General features: G+C 41.0%; 19 protein-coding genes. 6 read left to right on the top strand and 13 right to left on the bottom strand.

The annotated features are described in order from the left end of the window. Nucleotides 1–280 (top strand): hypothetical protein (locus V7L20_RS05750; protein ID WP_334743131.1); only part of this gene is annotated, 280 nt, incomplete at its 5' end. A 472-nt stretch (nucleotides 281–752) separates the two neighbouring features. On the opposite strand, the gene V7L20_RS05755 is transcribed toward V7L20_RS05750, so the two are convergent. Next, nucleotides 753–1,589, bottom strand: coding sequence for an Rpn family recombination-promoting nuclease/putative transposase (locus tag V7L20_RS05755; protein WP_334743132.1), 837 nt, complete (start codon nucleotides 1,587–1,589; stop codon nucleotides 753–755). A gap of 205 nt (nucleotides 1,590–1,794) precedes the next feature. On the opposite strand from V7L20_RS05755, the gene V7L20_RS05760 reads away from it, so the two are divergent. The 4 genes from V7L20_RS05760 to V7L20_RS05775 all read left to right on the top strand — a co-directional run bounded on the left by V7L20_RS05760 (nucleotide 1,795) and on the right by V7L20_RS05775 (nucleotide 3,332). Further along, nucleotides 1,795–2,043 carry a type II toxin-antitoxin system Phd/YefM family antitoxin gene (locus V7L20_RS05760; protein WP_334743133.1) on the top strand — a complete coding sequence of 83 codons (249 nt, stop codon included), beginning with the start codon at nucleotides 1,795–1,797 and terminating at the stop codon, nucleotides 2,041–2,043. Nucleotides 2,044–2,045: 2 nt separating this feature from the next. Further along, entirely contained in the window at nucleotides 2,046–2,432 is a 387-nt protein-coding gene (locus V7L20_RS05765; RefSeq protein WP_334743134.1) for a type II toxin-antitoxin system VapC family toxin, read from the top strand. Between the two features lie 139 nt (nucleotides 2,433–2,571). Next, nucleotides 2,572–2,844 carry a hypothetical protein gene (locus V7L20_RS05770; RefSeq protein ID WP_334743135.1) on the top strand — a complete coding sequence of 91 codons (273 nt, stop codon included), beginning with the start codon at nucleotides 2,572–2,574 and terminating at the stop codon, nucleotides 2,842–2,844. Between the two features lie 92 nt (nucleotides 2,845–2,936). Continuing rightward, nucleotides 2,937–3,332 carry a hypothetical protein gene (locus V7L20_RS05775; protein WP_334743136.1) on the top strand — a complete coding sequence of 132 codons (396 nt, stop codon included), beginning with the start codon at nucleotides 2,937–2,939 and terminating at the stop codon, nucleotides 3,330–3,332. Here V7L20_RS05775 and V7L20_RS05780 read toward each other — a convergent pair. From V7L20_RS05780 to V7L20_RS05815, 8 genes are all read right to left on the bottom strand, one after another. Further along, nucleotides 3,245–3,541 carry a type II toxin-antitoxin system RelE family toxin gene (locus V7L20_RS05780; protein WP_334743137.1) on the bottom strand — a complete coding sequence of 99 codons (297 nt, stop codon included), beginning with the start codon at nucleotides 3,539–3,541 and terminating at the stop codon, nucleotides 3,245–3,247. The two genes, V7L20_RS05775 and V7L20_RS05780, sit on opposite strands and share 88 nt — an antisense overlap. Continuing rightward, the gene (locus V7L20_RS05785) at nucleotides 3,541–3,786 is read right to left on the bottom strand and encodes a hypothetical protein (RefSeq protein WP_334743138.1); all 246 of its coding nucleotides are present in this window, start codon (nucleotides 3,784–3,786) and stop codon (nucleotides 3,541–3,543) included. The genes V7L20_RS05780 and V7L20_RS05785 overlap by 1 nt, the downstream gene beginning before the upstream one ends. A gap of 951 nt (nucleotides 3,787–4,737) precedes the next feature. Then, nucleotides 4,738–5,826: a sensor histidine kinase gene (locus V7L20_RS05790; RefSeq protein WP_334743139.1), complete on the bottom strand. Its 1,089-nt coding sequence runs from the start codon at nucleotides 5,824–5,826 to the stop codon at nucleotides 4,738–4,740. A 5-nt stretch (nucleotides 5,827–5,831) separates the two neighbouring features. Next, a complete protein-coding gene (locus V7L20_RS05795) occupies nucleotides 5,832–6,542 on the bottom strand; it encodes a response regulator transcription factor (protein WP_334743140.1) in 711 nt (236 codons plus the stop codon). A 204-nt stretch (nucleotides 6,543–6,746) separates the two neighbouring features. Beyond that, nucleotides 6,747–7,442: a LabA-like NYN domain-containing protein gene (locus tag V7L20_RS05800; RefSeq protein WP_334743141.1), complete on the bottom strand. Its 696-nt coding sequence runs from the start codon at nucleotides 7,440–7,442 to the stop codon at nucleotides 6,747–6,749. Nucleotides 7,443–7,976: 534 nt separating this feature from the next. Continuing rightward, nucleotides 7,977–9,056: a fatty acid desaturase gene (locus tag V7L20_RS05805; RefSeq protein ID WP_334743142.1), complete on the bottom strand. Its 1,080-nt coding sequence runs from the start codon at nucleotides 9,054–9,056 to the stop codon at nucleotides 7,977–7,979. Between the two features lie 218 nt (nucleotides 9,057–9,274). Then, nucleotides 9,275–10,327 (bottom strand): fatty acid desaturase, encoded by a 1,053-nt coding sequence (locus V7L20_RS05810; RefSeq protein ID WP_334743143.1) that lies wholly within the window; start codon nucleotides 10,325–10,327, stop codon nucleotides 9,275–9,277. 211 nt (nucleotides 10,328–10,538) lie between these two features. Continuing rightward, nucleotides 10,539–11,366, bottom strand: coding sequence for an acyl-CoA desaturase (locus tag V7L20_RS05815; RefSeq protein ID WP_334743144.1), 828 nt, complete (start codon nucleotides 11,364–11,366; stop codon nucleotides 10,539–10,541). An 89-nt stretch (nucleotides 11,367–11,455) separates the two neighbouring features. Between V7L20_RS05815 and V7L20_RS05820 the strand changes: the two genes are divergently transcribed. Next, on the top strand, nucleotides 11,456–12,697 hold the full coding sequence (locus tag V7L20_RS05820; protein ID WP_334743145.1) for a methionine gamma-lyase family protein: 1,242 nt from the start codon (nucleotides 11,456–11,458) through the stop codon (nucleotides 12,695–12,697). A gap of 134 nt (nucleotides 12,698–12,831) precedes the next feature. Here V7L20_RS05820 and V7L20_RS05825 read toward each other — a convergent pair whose 3' ends face one another. The 4 genes from V7L20_RS05825 to V7L20_RS05840 form a co-directional block, all read right to left on the bottom strand. Continuing rightward, the gene (locus tag V7L20_RS05825) at nucleotides 12,832–13,998 is read right to left on the bottom strand and encodes a tetratricopeptide repeat protein (RefSeq protein WP_334743146.1); all 1,167 of its coding nucleotides are present in this window, start codon (nucleotides 13,996–13,998) and stop codon (nucleotides 12,832–12,834) included. Between the two features lie 48 nt (nucleotides 13,999–14,046). Further along, nucleotides 14,047–15,171: a TIR domain-containing protein gene (locus V7L20_RS05830; protein ID WP_334743147.1), complete on the bottom strand. Its 1,125-nt coding sequence runs from the start codon at nucleotides 15,169–15,171 to the stop codon at nucleotides 14,047–14,049. A 550-nt stretch (nucleotides 15,172–15,721) separates the two neighbouring features. Then, nucleotides 15,722–16,072 carry a cupin domain-containing protein gene (locus tag V7L20_RS05835; RefSeq protein WP_334743148.1) on the bottom strand — a complete coding sequence of 117 codons (351 nt, stop codon included), beginning with the start codon at nucleotides 16,070–16,072 and terminating at the stop codon, nucleotides 15,722–15,724. Nucleotides 16,073–16,276: 204 nt separating this feature from the next. Continuing rightward, complete coding sequence (locus V7L20_RS05840) at nucleotides 16,277–17,446, bottom strand: zinc-dependent alcohol dehydrogenase (RefSeq protein WP_334743149.1); 1,170 nt, start codon at nucleotides 17,444–17,446, stop codon at nucleotides 16,277–16,279. Nucleotides 17,447–17,466 lie beyond the last annotated feature (20 nt).

Raw genomic sequence — 17,466 nt, forward strand, 5'->3', positions numbered from 1 at the left:
AGAAGTTTTGCCAGAAGCCCTTGCTGCTGCCAGGGCAATACAGTCTGAGGATTATCGTGCCGATGCCTTGAGTGCCTTAGCTGAGAAACTGCCACAAATGCCATCTACGGAACTTTTCCCCCTTTGGCGAGATACACTTCATGAGCTATCCCTTCGCACTCGCCCTAATTTGCTGCAAGATATAATGGCATTGTTTCCAGTTATCTTTGCATTAGGGGGTCAAGCAGCAACAGCAGAAATTGCCCGTGCGATTGTGGATGTGGGGCAATGGTGGAAATAATTCGTAATTCATAATTTAAGAGACTTAGATTTAACTTGCATCTGTAGCCTGATTTTGATCAATTGGTATAAGGGGATGCAGGATCTATAGTTTTAAGCGAAGTGCGATCGCCTTTTACAGCTACTCAACCATCAAGCAGGTATCGCATTTACAAACTCTCTCTGGTGTCCATGAGTGGGCGATCGCAATTAGTCATGAAATCATCACAGAAATTGTCTAGACTGTCGATGAGCGATCGCTAGGGGTTATCTTTGGCAATGAGAACAAAAGTGAGACGCAAAGATGGAAAAACACTCTAATGTGGAGATTAATATTTATGTTATGGGCAAAAAGCGATCGCCCTGGCTTTGACAAACTGCAAGCCTAATAATCCATTTCAATGCAATACTTCTCGGATAAAAATGGTAGCGACTATCTAAAAATCAAGCAATGCGATCGCTTCTATCTCAGCAGCACCTACAAAAGAGGGAGCTTATCGCTCTGCTAACCACGACTGTAAATCAGCCACACTGGTAAAATCTAACAGTGCTTCACTCAAGTCTTCCAGAACAGATAAAGGTAAACCAGTGATGGCCGAACGCATTTCTGGAGTCAGTTCACCAAATCGTTTTTTTAGCTGTCGCATAACTAGATTAACTGTTGCTTCCTCGCGCCCTTCTTCTTTAATTTCCCGATAAACTCGCGTTTCCTTAAGTGTGATTCCCAGCATCGACTCTACCTCCCTTCTACTTAATTGCTCAAACTTGTACACCATAATCGTCGTAATCATCTCTATTATGGCGCGACTTGTGGGTGATGATACTTCTTGCCGAGTTCTAGTTAATAAATACCTGGCTTGTTCTGGTGCTTGTTCTTCTGTGACTGTCGTTAATACCATCAGCGCTACCCATAAAGGTAAGGTACGAATATCCCCCAATTCATCTAAATATATTCGATGCACTTGTCCGCCATTGAGCAATGAGCGATGGGGATAAATCTGGCTTTGTTCCAGACTGCGAGATGGGTAAATTATGACTGCTTGCCAATCGCTAAATCTCTCACGGTTGCGGTAAAAATATAGTGAAGACTCAGCAAATACTCTTTCGTAAAGCTGTTCATCTTTCTGGAATTGCACTTCACAAAAATATACTACTCCTGGACCTGCATTTTCTGGTGGAAGGAATACGCCGTCAATTTCAAATTTGGGTTCTTTGACTGCTACTGAGTCAAATCGATAGGCGTTAGCATTTGTTGGCGGATTGGTCAATAATTCAAATAATAATGTGGGAGATTGTTGAAATAGTTTATAAAATATCGAGTCTCGCCGCATGAAGTATTCTTATTTTGCTAAATCGAGTCCACACTACCATATAAATCTTGAGTGATTTTGAAAGTTCTAACTTTGTATGGTAATGGCGATCGCCTTTCTACAAACTGCGATCGCCCTTCTATAAACTGCGTAGTTTACCGCCGTAGGCATCGCCCATGCATTCGGTGTTATTGTAAAGAATATTAGGAATTAATTACTAAGGCAGATGACTATTACTGTCAACGTTGCCCAAGCAACTGCCAAATTTAGCGAACTTCTGAGTCAGGTATTGCTTGGTGAAGAAGTTGTGATTGCTGAACAGGGGATTCCAGTTGCACGTCTAGTCGCCTTTGCGAATATCAGTTCTCCTCGCATTCCAGGTTTAGATAAAGGTAAAGTGTTTATTGCACCAGATTTCAACCAGCCTTTACCAGAAGAAATCTTGAGTGATTTTGAGAATTCTAACCTCCTTTAGTAATGAGAGCTTTGCTGGATACCCATGCATTCATTTGGTGGGTAACAAATGACCCTCAGTTATCTGCTAATGCTCGTAATGTAATTGCTGATTCAGGTAACATCCTATTTTTGAGCGTGGTAAGTGCATGGGAAATTGTCATCAAAAATAAATTAGGGAAACTAACTTTACCTGAACCTGTAGAACAATATATTCCAACTCGTCTGGCAATCAATCGCTTTGAAAGTTTACCTATTCAAATGAGCCATGTTTTACAAGTTGCTAGTTTACCAAATATCCACCGAGATCCATTTGATCGCATTTTGATTGCTCAAAGCCAAGTAGAAAATTTGCCAACTGTGACAATTGATCAGAAAATTACACAATATCTTGTTCAAACGATATGGTAATTGCGATCGCTCCTCCATAAACTGCGTAGTTTACCGCCGTAGGCATCGCCAACAAAAGCTTTGCTTACACACCAATATCCATCAGCAAGCCGCTTTACATTTACGCACTCCCCAACTTACGGGAGCAGCTACATAACTTATGGGAGCAGCTACAGAACTTATGGGAGCAGCTACAGAACTTACGGGAGCAGCTACAGAACTTATGGGAGCAGCTACAGAACTTATGGGAGCAGCTACAGAACTTATGGGAGCAGCTACAGAACTTATGGAAGCAGCTACAGAACTTATGGGAGTAGCTACAGAACTTATGGGAGTAGCTACAGGACTTATGGGACCAGCTACAAGACTTATGGGAGCTTATAAATACCAAAATCTAGTAATTAAGTTACGAAAAATTACTGCTATCAATTAAAAATTTTAGTAAAAAAATTGCGAGTATTACTGAACCGGAACGCAGTTTAATTGAGGCAAGCTAGCTTTAGAAGCATCTTGAAGGAGAATTTTATGTCTCGTAAAAAACGCACATCCCGTATTTTAGAAAAAGCTCAGTTAAGATCGGCTGGACTAAAATCAATTGTTCCAAACATCAAATTTGATCAAGATTATAGTCTAGAAAAATTAGTTGAGTCAATCGACCAGTTACGCAACAAAATTGATGTTTATAATACTGCTCTGTCTGTAGTTGACTCTTCTAAAACTGAAATTGAAGAGATGGAAAAAAATTTGAGTCAGCTTTCAGAGAAGATGTTGATGGTGGTTGGTATCAAATACGGCAAAGACAGCCGCGAATATGAGATGGCGGGTGGTGTTCGCTATAGCGATCGCATCCGCAAAATCAGGTCAAGCCGCTTAAAAAATGTTGCAGAGCAAGCATTAGATGAGAATAGTAAAACTGAATAATAGCACTCATCATCAATCTCATAACGAACTCTATAATCACCAATACGAATACGATACTCGTTATCAGAACCTTTTAACTTGACAATTCCATCGGGACGCGGTTCCGAAACAAGATTTTGGATTTTTTCAATAACACGCTCAGTAACATCATTTGGTAAGTTGTCGATCTGCTTTTGTACTGACTTTGAAATAATGATCGCATAACTCATTATCTCTGCTCTGAGCGGTTAGCAAGATATTCATCTATAGTCACGGACGCACCATCGCTATACTCAGTGCGAACTGCTTGAATTTCTGCCAGTGTTTCTGCATCGTCTTCATATAACGCTTCTTCGGCTTCAAAAATTTGTTGCTCAATTAGTTCTTGAAGTTGACGTTTTTCTGTTAAATCAAGGGAAGATATTGCTTGTGCTAAAGTTTCTAAGGAGAGTTGTAATTTAACAATAGCTGGCATTTTTCTGCTTTTGGGTGTGTTTTTTTCGCATTTTGACACCGTTATGCTGATTTTAACAGTTATATTTTTGTCAAGCCAAAAGTCTTTTGGTTGTGTTTCAGGATAAATGCATCTAAACTTCACACTTGTGGGGTACAACGCAGCAATTGGATTTGCCTAACTTGCGATTGCGATCGCCCTTCCATAACACGCTACTAACTATTCGTCTCATAAACTGCGTAGTTTACTGCCGTAGGCATCGCCTACAAAAGTTTTGCCTACGCAGCCATATCCATAAGCAAACTGGTTTGTTGTTATCAAGCAGGTATCGTATTTACAAACTCTCTCTGGTGTCCATGAGTGGGCGAATTTAGCTTAGATTTTGAGCGTTTTAGACACTGTACAAGTTACAACAGTATATGAATGGGGTATTTTATCTCAGTCTAAGTGGCATGGATTATAGGACTTACGCACTGTACAAAATAACTATCTTGTGCATTAACGTAAATACGTTGTTTCAGGTTTTTATCAATTACCGTTGATTGGGTGTGTAGGCGTAGCCCGCACTTCTCTACGAGACGCTGCGCGAACGGCTGCGCTCAGTGACCACCGCAGGCATCGCCAAAATCTCATTGAAAAACCTAGTTATAAGCCTTGAAAAGTATACGTGTTATTTTGGCTTTTCTGTCAATGCGTAAGTCCTAGATTATCCTCTCGCAGAAGTGATAAAAGAGGATTAAGCTTGAATAGCAAGATATTGTTATTTGCTCAGTCTTGGGAACGATTTTGAGGGAACAGGTAGGCGATCGCAGCATAACCCGAAGCACTAAGTAAACTAACCAAAAAAGCAGCCAAAATAAAAGTAGACATAAAACGAAGACTTTGGATACTTTTAAATTAGCAATTGCGTATGACACAGCAATGACTACCTTATGTCAATCTCTTGTATCTCCAGCCTCCTGCTTCCTGAACTTAAGCCAAAGGCAGAAAAAACCGAAACGTACTGCCAACTCCCAACTCGCTTTCTACCTGAATCTGACCGCCTTGTAGTTCAACCAAACGACGAGAAATAGTTAAGCCAATACCAGTACCTCCTGAATGGCGATCGCGCGACTGATCCGCTCGCCAGAAGCGCTCAAACACATGGGGCAAATTTTCTGGAGCAATACCAATACCTGTATCAATAACCGCAATCCAGAGAAGAGAAGCTTCAGTCCCAACACGAATGGTAATTGAACCTTCATTTGTGTAACGCACTGCATTACCTAGCAAATTAACCAACACCTGTTCTGTGCGGTCAATATCCGCCAATACAGGAGGCAGCACAGATGGACATTGCAATACCAAAACTGGCCCATCTTCCAACAGCTGCTCAGTAAATTTCTCCACTAATGATTCTAACAACGGACGCAGATTTACCCGTTGCATATTAATTGGTAGATAACCAGCCTCTGCCTTAGACAGTTCTTGTAAATCGTTCACCAACCGCTCTAACCGCCTAGTTTCTTTAGCTAAACGCCGATAAATCTCAGGAGACGCTTCAATTTCCCCATCAGCCAGTTCTTCTAAATAACCACGCACCACTGTTAACGGCGTCCGTAATTCATGGGTCATGTCTCCAATCACTTCTCGCCGCCGCGCTTCTACCCCTTCTAAACTGGCTGCCATCCGGTTGAAACTAGCACCCAATCCATTAAGTTCTGGAATGTCAGACATCGGTAGTCGTGCATCCATCTGACCAGCAGCAAATTTTTGGGTGATTTGTTCCATCTCGGTCAACCTCTGCATAATCCGTCTGGACACCCAGTAACTTAATCCTCCGGCCGCAGTAGTGCCAACTAACACTGACCAAATAGTGCTTCGCCGCCAAGCAAGTTCAAATCCTGCAACCAATTCAGTACGGACATCGATTAAGTCAAACCCCTGATTTTCTAATCGTTCCAAATGCAGTACAAACAAGCGAGGGGAAGAGATTTTACTGATGCTCACCAGACTAGCTACCCCCACGATCATTACTACTAAGTGGGAAAGAAATAGGCGCCCTCTCAGCCCTATTTTCATAAAATTTACCCTAACAGAGGATCTTCAAATTTATAGCCCACCCCAACAACAGTTTTAATAAAAGTAGGATTTGCCGAATCCGGCTCAATTTTTTTTCGCAACCGAGCTACATGAGTATCCACCACTCGTTCATCGCCAAAAAAGTTATCTCCCCAAAGTTTATCAATTAGTTGAGTACGGTTCCAAACTCGACCAGGATTGCTAACAAAGGTAGTTAGCAAGTTAAATTCTAGGGTAGTTAAATCCAAAATTTCAACCTCCTGAGAATTCATCTGACGACTAGCAGTGCGCTGGTCTACATCGACAATAAAGTGTTGGGTACGATTGACTTGATGCTGTCCCCCTTGGCGGAGGCTACGCCGCAATAGTGCCCGCACCCTAGCTACCAACTCTCTAGGGCTAAAGGGTTTGACCATGTAATCGTCAGCACCAGTAGACAGACCAATGACGCGATCAATTTCTTCACCCTTAGCAGTGAGCATTAAAATGTAAGGATCTTTTGCACCTGGTTTCTGGCGAATTCTGGCACAAACTTCCAACCCATCTAAACCAGGAATCATTAAATCTAGAATAATTAAATCAGGTGGTTGCTCTTGAAACATCCGCAAAGCATTCATGCCATCGCGGCTAGTGCGACAAAAAAATCCTTCTTTTTCTAAAGAGATTTCGATTAAACGAGCAATTTCTAGTTCATCTTCAACTATTAAAATATCCATTTTAATTAAGACCAAGCAAAATGAGACTAAAGAAGACAAAAGAGAGTTCTTTGAGTGCGTCTGCTACTCTTTGCGTATTTTTGTTTGTATGATGTAAATTTTTCAACCTCACCCCCAACCTTGGTAAGTAGAGGGGAGTGTTTGCTGTCTTCAAATACAGGGTGAGGTGACTACTGTATTGCACCCAAGTGAGAACCGCTATAGTTAAAAGTTTGAATTTGACGCCGTGCGATAACTATACCCAACATTAGAATCTTTTTGAATGTGTGTTTTAATACTATCAAGGTCAATAAAGCAATCAGCAACATCAATCAAGCTTTCACTAGTGGTATTTTGTAAACTCACCACTTCCACCCGAACCCCCATTCTACTGACAGCATTCACAGCATAAGCTAGATCCCCATCGCCACTGACTAAAATCGCAGTATCATAATAAGGAGCTAAAGTTATCATGTCTACAGCAATTTCTACGTTCAAATTTGATTTTTTGAAATTTTCTGCTGGTTGGGTGATATCTTTAGCTACTACACGGTAGCCATTACGACGCATCCACAATAGAAAACCCTGTTGCTTTTCATTTGTGATATCAACCCCAGTATAAAAGAAAGCACGCAACAGTCTAGAACCATTGGTTAAATGACAAAGCAATTTAACGTAGTCAATTTCTATACCGAGTTGTAAAGCTGTATGAAATAGGCTTAGGCCATCAATAAAAATAGCAACTCGACCACGATTCAAGCTATTTAAAATCGAACTATCAGATGCTGTATCTTCCGTCTTGGTATCTTTACTTTTGATAGGAGTATCGCTTAAATTTTGCCCTTGCCAATGTGGTTTAGCTTTGAGTATTTTAGGTTCCTTAAATTCATTTCTTTGTTTGCTAAAATTAGTTATAATCATTGATACCTCTGATTTTAAGGCTGGAAAGAGTTTTCGATAAATTGTCTATACTATATATAGTCTAGTCTGTGCTGATTTATAACCCTAGCAGGTAATGGTCTTAAGTCACTACATCTAGATAAACTTAACTGGTGTCTTCTACACAACCAAGAAAGAGCGTCTAGCACAAAGGTTTAATCTGCCTTAGAATCTGGGGAACGTCATCTATCTATATTTTATTTTACAGCTAGGAAGTTGAAATTTCCGGCAGGCTAAGGATGCTCAAATACTGCCAGAGTTAGAATAACTAATAATGTAATATGCGATGCCTACGATGGTCACTGAGCGCAGCCGTTCGCGCAGCGTCTCGTAGAGAAGTGCGGGCTACGCCAACGCCCCTTAGAAGGTAAGTTTTGGTAAAGTATTTAAGTAATCTTTAATACAACTTTTCTAAAAGTTTATCTAAATCAGGTAGTGCTTAATGGTCAATAATCAAAAAACATTGATAAAAATACAAGATTCCCGACTTCTTTAAAGAAACCGGGAATCTAAATTTTAGTCTTTAGCTAACTTATTGTTGGATGTGTAGTAAATCTTACTACCAGTATCAGGGACAAAATGGCAATTGATACATGAATTCCATAATGATTTCCAAATTGGTTCTTCCGATTTGTGGAAATACTCACCCATCACTGGTTTTATTGCCTCAGTTGCCTTCAGCAAATTGTAATGAGGGATGTTAAGGAATATATGGTGAGCAACATGAGTACCGATATCGTGATGGATATGATTAACCAAACCATAATCACGGTCAATACTAGAAATTGCACCTTTTAAGAAAGTCCAATCTTCTCCACGATACCAGGGAAGCTCTGGCTCAGTGTGGTGCAAAAATGTCACCAAATCTAGCCAAACTATGAACACAAGGTAAGGCACAGCGTAATATTTTAGCAACCATATCCAACCCCATTGATAGGTGAGGAAACCCAGCAAACCTACCATGCTAATCAAAAGTACAGTACTAGTGATGACATCCCATTTTTCCGATGGTTTGAAAAGCGAACTACTGGGCAAAAAGTGGGAGCCTTCTTTATTAGGAGAACGCTTAAATAAATACACAGGATAAGCCAATAGAAAAATATAATATCGGACTATCTTTTCGGCTAAAGGCATCTCTTTGTATTCTGATTCTGTCACAGGATACCAGCTTTCATCGTTATCGAGATTGCCAGTATTTTTATGATGAGTTCTGTGACTAATCCGCCAACCATGATAAGGAACAAGTATTGGTATATGAGAAAGATGTCCAATCAAATCATTAAGCCATTTCTGCTTAGAAAAAGATTGGTGTCCGCAGTCATGCCCGACTACAAACAAAGCCCAAAACATCGTTCCTTGCATTAGCCAGAAAATCGGGAAAAAAAGCCAAGAATCTAGGTAATGAGCAACTGCATAAAGCAGACCAATAATCAGGATGTCACGAAAGAAGTAAAAAAGTGATTTTGTCACATTGGGCTGAAAGCATTGAGCAGGAATTGCAGCTTTTAAATCCTGAAGAGTGAAGGGTAATTTAGTCGTATCCTCAAACGTTTCACTGCTAAGAGGATTGTTGAAACTGATGATATTTGATGGCACTGGATTTTTTTGTTGGATATAAATCGGAACTTTATTTGAGACAAAATTATCTCTCCTCTAGAATGCCCACGAAACGAGCGATCGCTAACACAACAGAGAATAATTTCTGGCAATTTACTTAACAATTTTAGTCATTAAAAAACTGCCAGATTTTATTTAGACACAGCATAATAAACGCTCTTGTCGGTTCAAGAGCGTGAGTCTAGTCACAGCGCTATTTATCGCTCTGTATAATATTCGTTGAAAGTTTTATAGCCAACATCAGTTGTATACAATTGACATTGGTCTGTAATCTGCTTCATTAAAGCCCAAGAAAACTGACACTCATCATGAAGATAAGGCTCCCAATTTTCTTTGATGCTGCTGTAAGCTAGTCGCAAATTATAAGAAGGAATCGCAGTGGAAATATGATGAGGGACATGAACATTGATATCATGGCACAAGATTTCTACCCAGCGCGGATAATCGCAATGAATAGTGCCAGATAACTGTGCTAAAGCTTCGTTCCACTTGTTCGCTGTCGCAAAAGGAACATCTGCGGCAGTGTGGTGAACAATAGTAAAAGTACTCATCCAAAAATGGTAGATCATCCAAGGCACTAGCCAAAACTTGACAAATCCCCAGATACCAGTTGTGGCAATCAGAAGTGGGAAAGCGATCGCTGCAAACACTACTACTACAGCCACAGAAAGCTTGATACTCGATTGGTCTTTAGTTTTGAAGTTCCGCCAATCAAAATGCACTACAGCCCAATGTCCAATGGAACCTACCCACCAGAAGCGTTTACGCATGAACAACTCAAAAGCAGACTGTCGGGTTTTATCCCAATTTTCAAATACTTCCGGTCTGATTGGATGCCAAGCGTTGTCCTCATCCAGCTTGTTGGTATGAGTATGGTGATAATTATGCTTAATGCGCCAACTGTGAAAAGGATAAATTAACGGCATCATGAAGAAATGCCCCACCAAATCATTTACCCAACGACGTTTGGCAAAAGACCTATGACCACAATCATGGCCTATTACAAAAAAACCTGTTAAAGCAGTGCCCGTAAAAATCCAAGCTAGGGGCAAAAGAAACCAAGGAGTGATAATCAGGCTGTAATAGCCCAAGGCGACTGCCAAAACACTCAGCAGTATTTGCGTCCAAGCTTTGCGACCGTTTTGCTGAAAACATTCCCGTGGCAGGGTTTTGACAATATCTTTGAGCCGGAAGTCGGAATTACCAGGCTCGTCACTTCGTTTTTGGCTGTCAATTATTGATGTAGTCATGGACACCTGAAAAACAACAAACTCCTCAACCAAGTCACTAAAAAGCAACTTGCCGTAAAAATCCTTCACATTAGCGTTTCGGATTATAGCAACCTAACCGACACAAGCGCACCCGTAAATAGCTTTTTGAAAAGTAGGAGTTAGAAGTGTTCAGTTAAAAACGTTACACATCCTAACTACTGTACAGATACGATTAATCGTATCTGTACTCCTAACTCTTAACTAACTTTTGTTGGGCCAACTTCACATTAGTTGCCAGACCAACTGCTTGCAGCAATTGAACTGTCATCCAGGTTAAATCAATTTCCCACCATTCCAGCCCATGACGAGCTGAGTATTGAAAAGCGTGATGGTTATTGTGCCAGCCTTCACCGAAAACTAGTACGGCTACCCACCAGCAATTAGTCGATTGATCGCCAGAATCATAGCTTTGATAGCCAAATTTGTGAGTGGCACTGTTCACCAACCAAGTGCAGTGGTAAACCCAGACAATGCGAACAAAAATTCCCCAAATAACAAACGGCCAGCCACCTAGAAGCAAAAGCAATACACCTAGAGCAACCTGGATCAAAATGAAATATTTTTCTAAAAACTGATAAACTGGGTCTTCGGCAATGTCTTTGGTGAAACGAGGAACATCAGCGTGAGCGGGACAGTGGTGAATTAGCCAATCCATGTGGCTCCACCAAAAGCCTTTATTAGAATCATGAGGATCGGCATCGGTATCAGAGTTTAAATGATGAATACGATGTGTCCCGATCCACTCGATTGGGCCTCCTTGACACGAAAGTGTCCCAAAGAAAACCAGGAGATACTCCAGCCACTTGGGAGTTTGAAAACTGCGGTGGGTGACAAGGCGGTGAAATCCCAGAGTAACTCCTAAACCACCTGTTACCCAGTACAGCAAGAAACCCACACCAACTGCCGTCCAGCTAAAGTTACCAGGAACAAAGGCAAATAAAGCGCCGATATGCAGTCCAATGAAAAAAAGGGTATTGACCCAGTTAATTTGAGGTTTTGTTGAGGTAGCAATTGTCATGCAGTAACCTGTATTTGATTTTTCCAGCCTAGTCTGTGCGATCTGAAAATCCGCATATCTATAATTAATTTTTTGTGAACGAGGAACTGATGAACAGCTTGGAACAGCTGCGGCAAGCAGAACAGGCACTATTAGAAATTTTTTCTGGAATTGACGCTCAGGTCAAGCATAATCTTAAACGAGTGCTGGATGCTTTTCGTAATCACCGTGTAGGGGCACACCACTTTGCTGGTGTAAGTGGTTATGGTCATGATGATTTAGGACGAGAAACTTTAGATAAAGTTTTTGCCGAAGTTATGGGTACCGAAGCGGCAACGGTGCGAGTGCAGTTCGTTTCGGGAACTCATGCGATCGCCTGTGCTTTGTTTGGTGTACTCCGTCCTGGAGATGAAATGTTAGCAGTGGTTGGTTCTCCTTACGATACGCTTGAAGAAGTCATTGGTTTACGGGGTCAAGGTCAAGGCTCCCTTATTGAGTTTGGCATAAATTACCGCCAACTGGAGCTAACGCCCAAAAATACGATAGATTGGCAAGCTTTAAGTACTAATGTGGTTGAAAACACCCGTTTAGTCTTAATTCAGCGCTCTTGTGGCTATTCTTGGCGTCCTAGTTTATCAATTGCCGATATTGAAAAAATCGTCCACTTAGTCAAACAGCAAAACCCGAACACCGTTTGCTTTGTGGATAACTGCTACGGCGAATTTATTGAAACTAGGGAACCTACAGCCGTAGGTGCTGATTTAATTGCAGGGTCATTAATTAAAAATCCTGGTGGCACTATTGTCAGTGCTGGCGGTTATGTCGCTGGTCGCGCCGACTTAGTGGAAGCAGCCGCCTGTCGCCTCACTGCTCCTGGTATTGGTAGTTATGGGGGTGCTACTTTTGACCAAAATCGCCTGCTGTTCCAAGGCTTATTTCTGGCGCCGCAGATGGTAGGAGAAGCGATGAAAGGAACTTATCTTACTGGTTATGTATTTGACAAACTCGGTTATCCAGTAAATCCCACTCCTCTGGCTCCCCGTGGAGATGTAATTCAGGCAATTAAATTAGGTTCTGCCAAAAAGCTAATTGCCTTCTGTAAAGCCATACAACAGCATTCTCCTATAGGTTCTTACTTAGACCCTGTTCCAGATGAAATGCCGGGGTACGAGAGCCAGGTAGTCATGGCTGGGGGAACATTTATTGAAGGGAGTACTTTGGAATTATCGGCAGATGGGCCTTTGCGTGAGCCGTATGTAGTTTATTGTCAGGGAGGAACTCATTGGACTCATGTGGCGATCGCATTGCAGGCTGCGATCAATGCAGTAGGAAATGCTGGTGCGATATTATAGCACATATTCTCCAGGGCATGAGGTTTATTGAGAAATTAGTGAAAGGCGATCATATTACTTATCATGTGACCAGTCCAAAGTTATTCTTATTTCTCCTCTTTATCCGACCTGGCAAAGGTTAGGATAAATTTAATTTAATTGGAAGATTGGGGCTTTCTCTGCTGAAGCTTCTGGATTTTGTAAATAGTTTTTTTGTATTTATCTGTTGCTCCTTGTTTTTTGTAAAGAGTAGCTGCTTTTTGATAATTTTTAATTGCTTCTTGTTTATTGTGTAAATTCTTCTCATAAACAAAACCACGACTTTTGTAGGCTCCAGCTGAGTCAGGAGAGAGGTGAATAGCTTTAGTATAGTCGTCGATTGCAGCCTGGTATTTTTTTAGAGAATATTGAGCATCACCACGTTTGATGTACGCAGTAACATTTGTAGGCGCAATTTTAATAGCTTGTGTATAGTCTTTAATTGCTGCCTGATAATCTTTGAGAAAATGGCGGGCATGACCACGTTTTATGTAAGCATTAATATTTGTAGGAGCAATTTTAATAGCTTGGGTGTAGTCTTCAGATGCTCCTTGGTAATCTCGTTTATCAAGTTTATCTTGTCCCTGACTTAATAAGTTCTTGACCTGCATATCTGATAAAGAACTACAAAATCCTAATAATACTGTAATTCCAATAACACTAGTAGCGATACCAACTGAGAAAATCAGTACATTTCTACCTCGAATAATTCGGTTTAAAGAGTGGTTAGAAAGAAAACGGTTGATAGATGCAAAAAACTCAGCTTTTTGTTGATCTTGAATTAGTTGTAGTTGTCGCTGATCTTCTTGTCTTCTCTCGACTTCTTCCCTAATATTTCCAACAATGTCTACAAATGCATCATCCTGCTTTGCCCAAAACCTACTAGTTATAGGTTCACCATTGTAAGGTAAACACTGTAGATGCCCGAATGGTCTAGCTTGCCAATTATCAATTGGGCGGAGTTTAACAGGAATTACAGAGGCTTTTCCAGCGTTGTGCTGTTCCATCGCGCGCCTCGTAATGTTCCTACAATCATCTGCTGCCAAAAAGTCTGGACTAACCAGCAGTACAATCATTTGAGATGTATTTAGGTGTTGGTAACTTTCCTGCTTCCAGTCTCTTCCGGCCAACTTTTGATTTTTCTGCCAGTTTATACTTACTTTTAGTGGTTGCAAACTACTAAGGTGTGATTCTAAGTTTTTCCGTAGTTTTTCATCATAAGGGGAGTTTGAGTGGGCAAAAAAAAGTTTGATAGTTCTGGTAGATGTCAGCAATAAAGACATAAATTACAATTAACGCAACTTTTCTTAGAAAAATTTCAAGTTCTGTATTTAATGTGATTCAGCAGCTATTTGCTGCACTGCTTCTGCAAATTCTTCAGCAATCTGAACGAATGCTTCATTTTGATTTTTCCAAAACCTACTGTCAGTTATAAATTTGCCATTTCTAGGTAAATACTGGAGATCACCAAGCTGAAAATCACCAACCGTTATACTCTGCCAACCAGCAACTGGACTGATAAGTATAGGAATAACGTAAGCTTGTCCGGCTTTTTGTCTTTCCATTGCTTGCTTAACCTCACAGTTGAGGTGGTACTCCGAGTTAAGAAAATGCCGACTAATAAGTAAGAGAATTATACGGGCTGAGTTCAGATTTTTATTAATTTCAATATTTCTATTGTTGCCAACTCTTATTTTGCCATCATGCCAAATACTAATAATACCTTGTTTCTCCAAAGTCCTGAGAGACTCTTCTAGGTCTACTCGCAGTGTTTTATTCTTAGGAGAGTAAGATAAAAAAACTGTAAACTCCCGTGTTGGAAGTTCAACATTAACAGTAGACAATGGAGTAGTTGTAATTACACCTTCTTCTGTCCCTAACTGATTTTTTGTAAGCAATTTAGGAGTTAGATGCTCTGGAATACCTGCTGTACGTATGACTCTACAGCCAAGTTTGTGTGCAAATTCAATAGATTTACCTGCAACTAAAGCATCATAAAAAGCGACAGCAAATTCAATTGCTGCCTGATCTCCAATTGCCTTACTCATGCCAATGACGTAATCTATATGTTGCGCGATCGCTTTAGCTTGGATCTCGGAATAACAAGCGTTGAGTAATACACACTTTACATAATCTGCGAATAACTCAAACAATCCCGCAAGTGCTTCTCCATTTACTAGCTTGACTCCTCCTGTTAAATCCTCAAATACTAAGCCATCCTCTCCTGCTCCATGTCCAGAAAAATGGAGAATCTGCGGCTCGAAGTCCAGAATTTGGCGGTGAATATCTCTATGGCGTACTGCCAATGCTGACTTGATTAAAAATTGCTCCCGTTTCTTTCCCCTTAGCAAACCTTCCTCAATGTCACGCAACTCTTCATCTAAACGCAGTTTACTCATGCCTTGCGGGTTCGCTGCCAAAATCAGGATTTTATTTACTGGAGTTTCACTGTTCATTAAATGATTTTGATGTAGATAGCACTTGCTAAGACAAAGATTTAGTTGAGTTTTGTACTGGCTTGGTAAATACTTTGCCGCGCACATCCACTCAACAGGAGAAATACTGTATTTAATAATTACATATAGTAAATGCGTTCCGTAGAAACGAAACGCACTTAAGACAAAATTTACAGTTGATAAAGAAATCATGAAGCGATCGCAAGCTTATTTACCCTATCGTGTAAGTGCGATCGCGAAAAAATTCGCTTATATCCATGTCTAGAAAAGGATTTCAGAACATCTGGCTTATTTTGATAAAGGTATAACCAAAAGACAGTAGTTTACTATATCGCTTTACTAGGCTAGATAGCGAGTCAAAGCAAGCCTCACGATGGCGCAAGCGCCCGCCGTAGGCGATCGCCTGATATTTTGTGCAATTGTTTCTCAACTGCAAAGCACAGCAAAAAGGGGAACAAAAATGTTGTTCCCCTAGTAAGGGTTCTATATTCCATGCAATTGAAAGCGGCTATAAGTTTTTAGCGATCGCAAAATTCCAGATACCTGCAAATTAGTTTTCGTCTCGCCCGTGAACTTGAGCAGGTGGACTGGTTGCCTCAACAGCAGTAAATGCTTCTAAAATTTTATAGGTGTGGCTAGCTCCTTTTGGTACTACCCAAGAACTTCCAGACTCTAGTAAAATCGTTTGTCCTTCAATATGCAATTCTGCACGACCAGTAATTACATAACCAACAGTTTCGTATTCTCGCGCTGTTGGCTCTTTAGGTTCGTTCGGTTGCTCATTCTCCCACAGGCGCATGGAAATAGTTTTACCAGATGCAAGATATTTCTGACCAAGTTCACCTTTCGGGGAATGGTTAGAGTCTACTTTGATAACGGTTGTATCAGATGTATCAGACATATTTTTTGCCTCTTATATTTTTAAACTTTGATTATTTTGTCAGTGCGAGCTGCTTGGTAAATTAGTTGCATCAACCTGACATCTTGCAAGCTTTCCTCACCTGGGTTTCGGGTTGTTTATTCCCCATGATGGACTCAGATAAATGATCTATCTCTAAGGCAAACTGGTTTTTTCCCCTGCTTCTTCGCCATTCCCCATTGCCCACTACGGTTTGAGTACAACTTTGATGCAGTTATTTTTCTTGTGCTTAAAAATTTCGTAACCGTGGGGCGCTTGTTCTAGAGGTAAAGTATGGGTGATGATAAACGTTGGATCGATTTCACCGTTTTGAATCCGCTCTAGCAAGGGTCGTAAATACTTATGGACGTTCGTTTGTCCCATTTTGAAGGTTAATCCCTTGTTCATGGCAGCACCCATCGGGATTTTATCTAAAAAGCCACCGTACACACCTGCAAGTGATACGTGACCACCTTTAGCAGCAGATACTATTACTTGGCGTAATGCCGTCGGACGGTCTGTTTCGAGACGCACTGTTTGCTTTACCTGGTCGTAAAATGCCATAAAGTCTGTGCCGTGTGCTTCCATTCCCACTGCATCTATGCAAGCATCGGGACCACGACCGCCAGTCATTTCTTTGAGTGCTTCACCTATATTCACTTCTTCGTAGTTGAGAACTTCTGCTTTGCCGTATTCTTTAGCCATTTGCAGACGTTCGGGAATGCGGTCAAAGGCGATTACCCGTTCTGCACCTAGCATATATGCACTTTTGATGGCGAATTGTCCAACTGGGCCACAACCCCAAACGGCGACAATATCACCAGGTTTGATGTTGCAGTTCTCGGCTGCCATGTAGCCAGTAGGGAAGATGTCTGTTAAAAATAGCACTTGTTCATCCGTTAAACTATCGGGAATTTTGAACAAGCCGACATCGGCAAATGGTACTCTTGCATACTCTGCTTGACCACCAGCGTAACCGCCGAATAAATGAGAGTAGCCAAATAGACCTGATGGCGAATGTCCCATTTGCTTTTCTACTAACCAAGCATTGGGGTTAGAGTTGTCGCACAGTGACCATAAATCCCGATTGCAGAAAAAGCAGCTACCGCAAGAGATGGTGAAAGGAACAACGACGCGATCGCCTATGTTCACATTTTTAACCGCACTTCCAAGTTCTACAACTTCCCCCATGAATTCATGACCAAGGATATCGCCCTTTTGCATGGTGGGAATGTAGCCATTATAAATATGCAAATCAGAACCACAAATTGCCGTAGAAGTAATTTTAACAATGGCATCGCGTGGATTGAGAATTTTGGGGTCGGGAACTGTTTCTACTCGCACATCGTTTGCTCCATGCCAGCAAACTGCTTTCATAATATTTAGTCCTTACTTAT

This window comes from Nostoc sp., assembly GCF_036916735.1.
GTDB lineage: Bacteria > Cyanobacteriota > Cyanobacteriia > Cyanobacteriales > Nostocaceae > Nostoc.

Coding starts and splice junctions, on each gene's coding strand:
- V7L20_RS05755 (WP_334743132.1), bottom strand. CDS start 1,589: ATGCGGCGAGACTCGATATTTTATAAACTATTTCAACAATCTCCCACA.
- V7L20_RS05760 (WP_334743133.1), top strand. CDS start 1,795: ATGACTATTACTGTCAACGTTGCCCAAGCAACTGCCAAATTTAGCGAA.
- V7L20_RS05765 (WP_334743134.1), top strand. CDS start 2,046: ATGAGAGCTTTGCTGGATACCCATGCATTCATTTGGTGGGTAACAAAT.
- V7L20_RS05770 (WP_334743135.1), top strand. CDS start 2,572: ATGGGAGCAGCTACAGAACTTATGGGAGCAGCTACAGAACTTACGGGA.
- V7L20_RS05775 (WP_334743136.1), top strand. CDS start 2,937: ATGTCTCGTAAAAAACGCACATCCCGTATTTTAGAAAAAGCTCAGTTA.
- V7L20_RS05780 (WP_334743137.1), bottom strand. CDS start 3,541: ATGAGTTATGCGATCATTATTTCAAAGTCAGTACAAAAGCAGATCGAC.
- V7L20_RS05785 (WP_334743138.1), bottom strand. CDS start 3,786: ATGCCAGCTATTGTTAAATTACAACTCTCCTTAGAAACTTTAGCACAA.
- V7L20_RS05790 (WP_334743139.1), bottom strand. CDS start 5,826: ATGAAAATAGGGCTGAGAGGGCGCCTATTTCTTTCCCACTTAGTAGTA.
- V7L20_RS05795 (WP_334743140.1), bottom strand. CDS start 6,542: ATGGATATTTTAATAGTTGAAGATGAACTAGAAATTGCTCGTTTAATC.
- V7L20_RS05800 (WP_334743141.1), bottom strand. CDS start 7,442: ATGATTATAACTAATTTTAGCAAACAAAGAAATGAATTTAAGGAACCT.
- V7L20_RS05810 (WP_334743143.1), bottom strand. CDS start 10,327: ATGACTACATCAATAATTGACAGCCAAAAACGAAGTGACGAGCCTGGT.
- V7L20_RS05815 (WP_334743144.1), bottom strand. CDS start 11,366: ATGACAATTGCTACCTCAACAAAACCTCAAATTAACTGGGTCAATACC.
- V7L20_RS05820 (WP_334743145.1), top strand. CDS start 11,456: ATGAACAGCTTGGAACAGCTGCGGCAAGCAGAACAGGCACTATTAGAA.
- V7L20_RS05825 (WP_334743146.1), bottom strand. CDS start 13,998: ATGTCTTTATTGCTGACATCTACCAGAACTATCAAACTTTTTTTTGCC.
- V7L20_RS05830 (WP_334743147.1), bottom strand. CDS start 15,171: ATGAACAGTGAAACTCCAGTAAATAAAATCCTGATTTTGGCAGCGAAC.
- V7L20_RS05835 (WP_334743148.1), bottom strand. CDS start 16,072: ATGTCTGATACATCTGATACAACCGTTATCAAAGTAGACTCTAACCAT.
- V7L20_RS05840 (WP_334743149.1), bottom strand. CDS start 17,446: ATGAAAGCAGTTTGCTGGCATGGAGCAAACGATGTGCGAGTAGAAACA.